The following is a 9,540-nucleotide window of genomic DNA, read 5'->3' as shown; positions in this document are numbered from 1 at the left end:
GGGCAGGGGTCGTCTGAATATTCATTGAAAATTCCGTATGCGGACACTGAGCGGCGTCACCGCCACGGCAATGGCCCTAAAACCGATTCAAATGCAATTGGTTGCATAATCCCACTTGCTGAAAGTTTGTTTCCGCACCACGACAGGGCGTTATCTCTCAGCAAAAATTCCAAGACGAGCGCCCCTTCTCCCGTCAAGCTCGATCGACGGGGAGGATTCAGGCTTTTTCGTGATGCCGCCGATAGCTTACGCTATATTTCGCCGGCATCGCGATCATGTTTGGAAACAAGCGTTAATCGTTGCCGGAGATGCCGCCGATCCGGATCACGAACAGCGTCGTCTCCTGGACGGGCTGGATAAAGAGGCTGGCGGTGTCCGGGCCGGGCAGCAGCGTGTCGAGCGGCCCGAGGTGGACCGGCTCGGTGCCGGGCACGGTGACTTCGCCGTTCAAACACAGGACGAGGGTCGTCCCGGTCCCGGTCCTGATTTCCACAGGGTTCGAAACCATAAGGCGTTCGACCGAATGCGTCATCCGGCTGCGGCGGGTCATGACATTGAGATCGGTGATCGGCCCGCCGATCAGCGCGGCCGCGGTCGCCACGTCAGCCGGAAAGGAAAGTGGGGCGGTCGCCCCAGTGACTGATATCGGCGGGCGGCCAGCAACATCCAGCACGATGCCCTCGCCTTCGAGCACTGCAAGCGTGCGATCGATACCGGCAAATTGCGAGAACGGACCGCTGCCTTCGACGCGCGCCATCGAGACGCGCCAGTCGAAGTCATTTAGCCCGGCGTCGGCAGGCGAGACGGCGACCTCGGTAGTCACCCCGCCGCCGTTCTTCCACGGCATGGACTTGTATCCGGCTGCCCGCAGGACGCGCATCAGTCAGTCCATCACCCGAGAATGCCGGGCAGGTTGAGCTGGTGCTCCCTCGCGCATTCGACTGCGATGTCGTAGCCGGCATCGGCGTGGCGCATGACGCCGGTCGCCGGGTCGTTCCACAACACCCGCTCGAGGCGCCTAGCCGCCTCACGCGTACCGTCGGCGACGATGACCATGCCGGCGTGCTGTGAGAAGCCCATGCCGACACCACCGCCATGGTGCAACGATACCCAGGTGGCGCCAGATGCGGTGTTGAGCAGCGCGTTGAGCAGCGGCCAGTCGGACACCGCGTCCGAGCCGTCCTTCATTGATTCCGTCTCGCGGTTCGGCGAGGCGACTGAGCCGGAATCGAGATGGTCGCGGCCGATGACGACAGGCGCCTTGAGCTCGCCCTTGGCCACCATCTCGTTGAAGGCGAGGCCGAGCCTGTGCCGGTCGCCAAGACCAACCCAGCAGATGCGCGCCGGCAGGCCCTGGAAGGCGATGCGCTCGCGCGCCATGTCGAGCCAGTTGTGCAGATGGGTGTTGCCGGGCGTCAGTTCGCGAACCTTTGCGTCGGTCTTGTAGATATCCTCGGGATCGCCCGACAGGGCCGCCCAGCGGAACGGGCCGATGCCGCGGCAAAACAGCGGACGGATATAGGCCGGCACGAAGCCGGGGAAGGCAAAGGCGTTCTCGAACCCCTCCTCCTTGGCCACCTGGCGGATGTTGTTGCCGTAGTCGAGCGTCGGCACGCCGGCGTTCCAGAACGCCACCATCGCCTCGACATGTTCGCGCATCGAGGCGCGGGCGGCTTTTTCAACTGCCTTCGGGTCGCTGACGCGCTTCTCACGCCACTCAGCCATCGTCCAGCCCTTGGGCAGGTAGCCGTTGATGGGGTCGTGGGCCGAGGTCTGGTCGGTGACCATATCAGGGCGAATGCCGCGCCTGAACATTTCTGGAACGATCTCGGCTGTATTGCCGAGCAGGCCTACCGACTTCGCCTCGCCTGCCTTGGTCCAGCGCTCGATCATTGCCATCGCCTCGTCGAGCGTCTCGGCCTTCTCGTCGACATAGCGGGTGCGCAGGCGGAAATCGATCGAATCCGGGTTGCATTCGATGGCCAGGCAGCAGGCGCCGGCCATAACTGCGGCGAGCGGCTGGGCGCCGCCCATGCCGCCGAGGCCGCCGGTCAGGATCCACTTGCCCTTGAGATTGCCGCCATAGTGCTGGCGGCCGGCCTCGACGAAGGTCTCGTAGGTGCCCTGCACGATGCCTTGCGTGCCGATGTAGATCCACGAGCCGGCCGTCATCTGGCCGTACATCATCAGACCCTTCTTATCGAGCTCGTTGAACTTTTCCCATGTCGCCCAGTGCGGCACCAGGTTGGAGTTGGCGATCAGCACGCGCGGCGCGTCGGGATGGGTGCGGAAGACGCCGACCGGCTTGCCCGACTGCACAAGCAAGGTCTCGTCATCGGCCAACGTCCTCAACGAGGCGACGATGCGGTCAAAGTCGTTCCAGGTGCGCGCCGCCCGGCCGATGCCGCCATAGACAACCAACTCGTTGGGGTTTTCGGCGACGTCCGGGTCGAGATTGTTCATCAGCATGCGCAGCGGCGCCTCCGTCAACCAGGAGCGGGCGCTGATTTCCGTGCCGCGCGGGCTGCGGACTTCGCGGATGTTGTGGCGAGGATTGTTCATCATTGTCCCTTTCGAATGAGGTGCGCGGCGTTGCGGTGGCCGTCAGCACTGATCCAGGTGACCTGCTCATGGGCAGGGTCGGAAGTATCGATGGTCATGGCGTAGCAGGCCCAGACATCCGAAGGCGGCCATAGCGAGCAGTACTGGTCGCCACGAACATCCCAACGCCCGGGAGACTGGGTGCCGCCTTTTGTGTAGATGGTGGCTCCGCCGTCGTCGAAACTCTGTGTCCAGTCCGGCCCTTCGACATGCGCGCCTTTCAAGGTGGCGAGGATATTGGCGCCCTTCATCTTCACCTCATCGGCTGACGCGCCGAAAACCAGCGTCGCTGCGAACAGAATGGCGAGAAAGCCGATCCTGGCATGGCGGTTCATGACATCCTCCCGATGTTTCGATGTCAGCTCTGCGCCCAGGTGATCGCGGTCTCGAGAATCTTCTTCAGCTTCGCAGCCATGGGTGCGGCGAACGCGGCATCATAGGGCACCGGCCAATTGTCCGGTTCACCTTTGCCCTCGGGCTCATGCAAGTAGCCGCGATCGGCAAGTTCCATCTGCAGCGCATGGAAGCCGCCTTGCGGATTGCCGAAGTAGCGCGTGATCCAGCCACCCTTGAAACGGCCGTTGATGACGTAGCTGTCGCCGCTTTCGGCCATGATCTGGCCGACCAGGCCCTGCAGCACCGGATCGGCGGTCTGGCCGTCATTGGTGCCGAGATTGAACACCGGCAGCGTGCCATAGAACAGACGCGGGAGAACCGAGCGGATCGAGTGGCAATCATAGATGACAACCTTCRGATGCAGGCCGCGCAGCCTGGTCGCCTGAAACCCGAGCATTTCATGGTAGGGCGCGAAATATGACTGATAGCGCTGGCTGATTTCCGCCGGCGTCGGTTCCTCGCCGGGCAGGTAAAGCGGATCGCCGTCGAAAGTCTCTGTCGGGCAAAGCGTCGTCGTCGTCTGCCCGGGATAGAGCGAGGCGCCGGAGGGATCGCGGTTGACGTCGATGACGGTGCGCGAGATCGACGTATGCACGACTGTCGCGCCAAGGCCGGCGGCGAAATCGTAGAGCTGGTCGATCCACCAGTCGCAGTCGCGGCGACCGAGCCAGGGCGAGACCAGCCGGTTGTCGATGCCGACGAGATCGATGCCGGTATGCGGGATCGACACCAGCAGAGGTGCCGTGCCTTCCGTCACTGTAAGCCAGTCGGTCATCTCAGGCTCCCGAGATCGAAGGCAGTGTTACCGCGCCGGCCGCCTTGACGGTCGCGCCGCTGCGCACCATGGCGATGGCTTTTTCCATATCAGGATGGAAGTGGCGGTCATTGTCGAGATGCGGCACCTCGGCCCGGACCAGCTTGCGCACCGCTTCCAGGGCATTGCTCGATGCCAGTGGCGCATGGAAATCGCAGCCTTGCGCTGCGGCCAGCAACTCGATGCCGATCACCGCCGTCGCATTCTCGACCATGCCGATCAGCCGGCGCGCGCCATGCGCTGCCATCGAAACGTGGTCTTCCTGGTTGGCCGAGGTCGGGATGGAATCGACGCTGGCCGGATAGGCTTTCTGCTTGTTCTCGGAAACGAGCGCCGCCGCCGTCACCTGCGGGATCATGAAACCGGAATTCAAGCCGGGCTTGGGCGTCAGGAACGCCGGCATGCCCGACAGCGCGGGGTCGACCAGCATGGCGATGCGCCGCTCCGACAGCGAGCCGATCTCGCAGACGGCCAGCGCGATCATGTCGGCGGCAAAGGCCACCGGCTCAGCATGAAAATTACCGCCGGAAAGTGCGGTATCGTCCTCGGCGAAAATCAGCGGATTGTCGGTGACGCCATTGGCCTCGGTGCCCAGCGTGTCCGCCGCCTGACGCAGGACGGTGAGTGCCGCACCCATCACCTGCGGCTGGCAGCGCAGGCAATAGGGATCCTGCACGCGCTCGTCGCCCACGCGGTGTGATTCACGGATGGCACTGCCGGCCATCAGATTGCGCAGCGCATCCGCCGTCTCGATCTGGCCGCGATGCTTTCTCAGTTGATGGATGCGCGGATCGAAGGGCGCGTCGGAGCCCTTTGCCGCATCGGTCGACAAGGCGCCGGCGACCAGCGCCGACTGGTAGAGCACTTCGGCCTCGAACAATGCAGCCAGCGCATAGGCCGTCGAGAATTGCGTGCCGTTGAGCAGTGCCAGGCCTTCCTTGGCGCCCAATGTCACTGGCTCCAACCCGTGCGAGACGAAGGCGACCTTGGCCGGGAAACGGCCATGCGGGGTAAAGCATTCGCCGACGCCGATCATCACCGCCGTCATGTGCGACAGGGGGGCAAGGTCGCCGGAGGCGCCGACGGAGCCTTGCGCCGGCACCACCGGGATGACGTCGTTGGCAAGCATCGCTTCAAGCAACTCGATGGTCTGCGGCCGCACGCCGGAGGCGCCCTGCGCCAGGCTGGCCAACTTCAGCGCCATCATCAGCCGGCAAACAGCGACCGGCATCGGCTCGCCGACGCCGGCGGCATGCGACAGCACGATGTTGCGCTGCAAGGTCTCGAGGTCCGCGGCGGGGATGCGGACGCTGGCCAGTTTGCCGAAGCCGGTGTTGATGCCATAGACCGGCTCGCCCTTGGCGACGATCCTGGCGACCGCCTCGGCGCTCGCCTTGATTTTTGGCTGGCAGGCATCGTCAAGCTTGGGCACGGCGCCACGGTAGATGGCGCGCCAGTCGGCCAGCGTCGCATTGCCGGGCTTCAGGGTCAGTTCGGTCATTGTCCTCTCCAGATGCGGGCATGCAGCGGGTTGAAGCCCATGCGGTAGACGAGTTCAGCGGGGCGCTCGATGTTCCAGATCGCCAGATCGGCGGATTTGCCGGTTTCGAGCGTGCCGGTCTCTCCCAGCAGGCCGAGCGCGCGGGCGGCCTCGCGGGTAACGCCGGCCAGGCATTCATCGACCGTCAGGCCGAACAGGGTCGCCGCCATGTTCATAGTCAAAAGCAGCGAGGTCAGCGGCGAGGTGCCGGGATTGTTGTCGGTGGCGACCGCCATTCTGACGCCGTGCTGGCGGAACAGGCTCACCGGCGGCTTCTTGGTCTCGCGAATGAAATAGTAGGCACCGGGCAGGATCGTCGCCACGGTTCCCGCCTTCGCCATGGCCACGGCGCCTGCCTCGTCTGTGTATTCGAGATGATCGGCCGACAGCGCACCATAGCGGGCGGCGAGTTCGGCGCCATGCAGGTTGGAGAGCTGGTCTGCGTGGAGCTTGACCGGCAAGCCTGCCGCCTTGGCGGCATCGAACACGAGCGCCATCTGCTCCGGAGAAAAGGCAATGCCTTCGCAAAACCCGTCGACGGCATCGGCCAGCCCCTCGGCGGCGACCGCCGGGAGAATTTCTCTTGCGACCAGATCGATAAAGGCGTCCTTGTCGCCTTTGGCTTCCGGCGGCAACGCATGGGCGCCAAGGAAGGTCGTGCGGATCGTCACCGGCCGCTCACCGCCCAACCGCCGCGCGGCGCGCAGCGACTTCATTTCGTTTTCCAGATCGAGCCCATAGCCCGACTTTACTTCTACCGTCGTCACGCCCTCGGCGATCAGCGCATCGAGGCGCGGCAGCGATTGCGCGACCAGATCGTCTTCGCCGGCGGCACGCAAGGATTTGACCGAAGAGACAATGCCGCCGCCGGCCCTGGCGACCTCTTCATATGTGGCGCCGGCGAGCCTCATCTCAAATTCATTGGCGCGATTGCCGGCATGGACCAGATGGGTATGGCAGTCGATCAGGCCGGGCGTGATCCAGCGCTGCTCGCAATCGATCGTCTCGACATTTTGGGCAAGCGCTGTGGGCATGCCCGATTCAGGGCCGGCATAGACAATGCGGCCATCACGAACCGCGACCGCGCCGTGTTCGACGACGCCAAGTCCGGCGGCTCCCTCGGCCATGGTCGCCAGGCGCGCATTGCGCCATAGACGAAGACCCCCTGCCCGGCTTTTGCTCTCTGCAGCCATCATCTTTTCCGTTTCAATCGGTGGCGATTATGTATATACATATTGAAACGCACTGCAAGTGCCATCATCGCATATGAGACAGGGAACCGGAGAGAAAAGTGACTGACATCTTCGCGGAACAGGCGCTCCTTCCCAATGGCTGGCACCGCAATGTGCGGATCACCTTGGCCAAGGGACGCATAACAACTGTCGAGCCGGGTGCGACCGCCGTGGCAGGCGACGAACGCTACGCGATCCTGCTGCCCGGTATGCCCAATTTGCACAGCCATGCATTCCAGCGCGGCATGGCCGGATTGGCCGAGCTTCGCGGGCCTTCCGCCGACAGTTTCTGGAGCTGGCGCGAGGTGATGTACCACTTCGCCCTGTCGATGACGCCCGACCAGGTCGAGGCGGTTGCCGCGCAGCTCTATGTCGAGATGCTGGAGGCCGGCTTTTCACGCGTCGGCGAATTTCACTATCTGCATCACGACCGCGATGGAAAGCCCTATGCCAACCCTGCCGAGATGGCCGAGCGCATCGCGGCGGCGGCCGGCGAAACGGGCATCGGCCTGACGCTGCTGCCGGTGTTCTACGCGCACTCTTCTTTCGGCGGGGCCGCGCCAAACCAAGGCCAACGGCGTTTCATCAACGATGTGAATCGCTTCTCCAGGCTTGTTGAGAAAAGCCTGGAATGCGTTCGCACTTTGAATCAAGCTGTTGTCGGCGTCGCTCCGCACAGTCTGCGCGCCGCGACAGCTGAGGAACTAACTGAGGTGGCCGCCATGGCGCCGGATGGGCCGATCCATATCCACGTCGCCGAGCAGGTGAAGGAAGTCGAGGACTGCCTTGCCTGGTCGGGCGCGCGACCGGTCGAATTCCTGCTGGCCAACGCGAAAGTAGACCAACGCTGGTGTCTCATCCACGCCACGCACATGACCGATGCGGAAACAGTCGCGATGGCCAGGAGCGGCGCGATCGCCGGCCTTTGCCCGATCACCGAGGCCAATCTCGGTGACGGCACTTTTGCAGCGCCGCTGTTCGGGGAGCATGGCGGCCGCTTCGGCGTCGGCTCCGATTCCAATGTGCTGATCGGCCTGCCCGACGAGCTGCGGCAGCTCGAATATTCGCAGCGCCTTGCGCACCGCGCCCGCAATGTGCTGGCCGTGGCCGGCGGCTCGACCGGACGCGCGCTGTTCGATGCCGCGCTCGACGGCGGCAGCGTTGCCCTTGGGGCCGGCGCCTCGGAGATCGCCACGGGCGCATCCGCCGATCTCGTCTCGCTCGACGGCAATCACCCCTCGCTGGCCGGCAAGACCGGTGACGCGATCCTCGACGCTTGGATCTTCGCCAATGGCAGCAAGGTCGACTGCGTCTGGGTGCATGGCAACAAGCAGGTCAGCGGCGGCCGTCATGCAAGGCGCGAGACCATCGCCGAGCGGTTTCGCAGCGTGATGACGGCGCTTTCGGCATGAGCATGATCGAGACGGCGGATGCGGAAGGCGGCGTCTCGCTGCACCAGCGCATCCTGTCCGACATCAGCGAAAAGATCCTGTCCGGCGCCTGGGCGCCCGGCCATCGCATCCCGTTCGAGCATGAACTGAGCGCGCAATACAATTGCTCGCGCATGACAGTGAACAAGGCGCTGTCGCAGCTTGCCAAGGCGGGGCTGATCGAGCGGCGGCGCCGCTCAGGCAGCTTTGTCCGCCAACCGCAGTCGCAAGCTGCGGTGCTGGAGATCAATGACATCCGGGTCGAGGTCGAAGCGCTCGGCCTGCTTTATCGCTACGAGCGCGTGACACGGCACAAAAGGCGCAGCGACGCCGAGGATCGCGCCTTGCTGGAGCTTGGTGCCGCCGGGCCGGTGCTGGCATTGGAATGCCGGCATTTCGCCGGCAAGCGGCCGTTCGCGCACGAGCAGCGGCTGATTAACCTCACCGCCGTGCCGGAAGCGGCCGACGAGGAATTCCTGGCMATCGCACCCAGCCCGTGGCTGATCGGCCGCGTGCCGTGGAGCGAAGCCGAGCACCGCATTCGTGCGGTCGGCGCCGACAAGCAGGTCGCGGCGGCACTCGACATCGCGGCCGGCGCGCCCTGCCTGGTGGTCGAGCGGCGGACATGGAGCGCCGAACACCCGGTCACTTATGTGCGCTTCACCTACCCCGCCGACAGCCACACGCTGGTGGCGCGATTCAGGCCGTCGCAGGGGTGAGGTGTGTCCAGTTGAAGGCCGGCGAAAAGCCAACGATTTGGCATTTCGAACGCCGAACGCCTGGAGCCATAGCGGAGGCAGTCGAGCAAGCCCGGATCCCCGCTGCCTACGGCAGCCTCCCGGCGTTCGCCGGCCTTTCAGCGCGCCACTGGCGCGCTGAATTCGCCAGCGCTGCGCCTCAAACCGCTGCGGTAATAATGATCTCGACCAGATATTCCGGTCCGGCGAGCTTTGCTTCGCCGGTGGCACGGGCGGGCGTATTGCCTTGCGGCACCCACTTGTCCCATTCCGCGTTCATCTCGGCAAAGGTGCTCATGTCGGCCAGCCAGATGATCGCCTGCAGGATCTTGGTCTTGTCCGAGCCGGCCTTGGCCAGCAGTCCGTCGATGGTCGCCAGGACATCCCTGGTCTGCGACGCGACGTTGCCGCCCGGCTGACCAACCTGGCCGGCCAGATAGACGGTATTGCCGTGGATGACGATCGGGCTCATGCGCGGGCCAACATCGATGCGACGAATGCTCATGGGAGGTTCCTTCCTTTGTGGTCGCGCTTCTTTAAAGTTGCGGCCGGCTTCGGGCAAGGTCGCCCAGTCAAATCCCTTGGCAAATCCCTTTGGGCCAAGGGCGTGTGATGTCCACACACGGCAAGTTGACCCAAGTTGACCCGGCAGTCGCAATTCCGCCCGATTGGCTTGTTGACTAATGTAATAACATCACATATCCAATCGGCCACTACCAGCAGCCCGTTTTCGCTGCCCTCACGGATCGCAGAATGACAAATACCTGCCTGACCTTCCGCGACCTGACGC

General features: G+C 64.1%; 9 protein-coding genes. 2 read left to right on the top strand and 7 right to left on the bottom strand.

Translation table 11 applies throughout. The features are described from left to right. Positions 1 to 292 precede the first annotated feature (292 nt). Genes ACXJ7R_RS16780 through hutI form a run of 6 tightly spaced genes read right to left on the bottom strand, consistent with a single transcriptional unit; the run spans position 293 to position 6,544 of the window. Positions 293 to 880 carry a HutD/Ves family protein gene (locus tag ACXJ7R_RS16780; protein ID WP_457152816.1) on the bottom strand — a complete coding sequence of 196 codons (588 nt, stop codon included), beginning with the start codon at positions 878 to 880 and terminating at the stop codon, positions 293 to 295. A gap of 11 nt (positions 881 to 891) precedes the next feature. Further along, entirely contained in the window at positions 892 to 2,565 is a 1,674-nt protein-coding gene (hutU, locus tag ACXJ7R_RS16775; protein ID WP_457152815.1) for a urocanate hydratase, read from the bottom strand. Next, a complete protein-coding gene (locus tag ACXJ7R_RS16770; protein ID WP_095085839.1) occupies positions 2,562 to 2,936 on the bottom strand; it encodes a hypothetical protein in 375 nt (124 codons plus the stop codon). Before ACXJ7R_RS16770 ends, hutU begins: the two co-directional genes overlap by 4 nt. A 23-nt stretch (positions 2,937 to 2,959) precedes the next feature. Further along, the gene (hutG, locus tag ACXJ7R_RS16765) at positions 2,960 to 3,772 is read right to left on the bottom strand and encodes an N-formylglutamate deformylase (RefSeq protein ID WP_457152814.1); all 813 of its coding nucleotides are present in this window, start codon (positions 3,770 to 3,772) and stop codon (positions 2,960 to 2,962) included. A 1-nt stretch (position 3,773) separates the two neighbouring features. Beyond that, positions 3,774 to 5,312 (bottom strand): histidine ammonia-lyase, encoded by a 1,539-nt coding sequence (gene hutH, locus ACXJ7R_RS16760; protein ID WP_457152813.1) that lies wholly within the window; start codon positions 5,310 to 5,312, stop codon positions 3,774 to 3,776. Then, complete coding sequence (gene hutI, locus ACXJ7R_RS16755) at positions 5,309 to 6,544, bottom strand: imidazolonepropionase (RefSeq protein WP_457152812.1); 1,236 nt, start codon at positions 6,542 to 6,544, stop codon at positions 5,309 to 5,311. Before hutI ends, hutH begins: the two co-directional genes overlap by 4 nt. Before the next feature lie 98 nt (positions 6,545 to 6,642). Here hutI and ACXJ7R_RS16750 point away from each other — a divergent pair, with 98 nt between their 5' ends. Further along, positions 6,643 to 7,995, top strand: a complete 1,353-nt coding sequence (locus tag ACXJ7R_RS16750; protein ID WP_457152811.1) for a formimidoylglutamate deiminase — start codon at positions 6,643 to 6,645, stop codon at positions 7,993 to 7,995. Beyond that, positions 7,992 to 8,732: a histidine utilization repressor gene (hutC, locus tag ACXJ7R_RS16745; protein WP_457152810.1), complete on the top strand. Its 741-nt coding sequence runs from the start codon at positions 7,992 to 7,994 to the stop codon at positions 8,730 to 8,732. The genes ACXJ7R_RS16750 and hutC overlap by 4 nt, the downstream gene beginning before the upstream one ends. Positions 8,733 to 8,910: 178 nt before the next feature. On the opposite strand, the gene ACXJ7R_RS16740 is transcribed toward hutC, so the two are convergent. After that, the gene (locus tag ACXJ7R_RS16740) at positions 8,911 to 9,255 is read right to left on the bottom strand and encodes a RidA family protein (RefSeq protein WP_095085854.1); all 345 of its coding nucleotides are present in this window, start codon (positions 9,253 to 9,255) and stop codon (positions 8,911 to 8,913) included. Positions 9,256 to 9,540 lie beyond the last annotated feature (285 nt).

Source organism: Mesorhizobium sp. P5_C1 (assembly GCF_054049815.1).
This window is presented reverse-complemented; position numbering and strand designations above follow the sequence as displayed.

Bases quoted from the DNA above. Each gene is read 5' to 3' on its own strand.
- hutU (WP_457152815.1), bottom strand. From the start codon at position 2,565: ATGATGAACAATCCTCGCCACAACATCCGCGAAGTCCGCAGCCCGCGC.
- ACXJ7R_RS16780 (WP_457152816.1), bottom strand. From the start codon at position 880: ATGCGCGTCCTGCGGGCAGCCGGATACAAGTCCATGCCGTGGAAGAAC.
- ACXJ7R_RS16770 (WP_095085839.1), bottom strand. From the start codon at position 2,936: ATGAACCGCCATGCCAGGATCGGCTTTCTCGCCATTCTGTTCGCAGCG.
- ACXJ7R_RS16740 (WP_095085854.1), bottom strand. From the start codon at position 9,255: ATGAGCATTCGTCGCATCGATGTTGGCCCGCGCATGAGCCCGATCGTC.
- hutI (WP_457152812.1), bottom strand. From the start codon at position 6,544: ATGGCTGCAGAGAGCAAAAGCCGGGCAGGGGGTCTTCGTCTATGGCGC.
- hutH (WP_457152813.1), bottom strand. From the start codon at position 5,312: ATGACCGAACTGACCCTGAAGCCCGGCAATGCGACGCTGGCCGACTGG.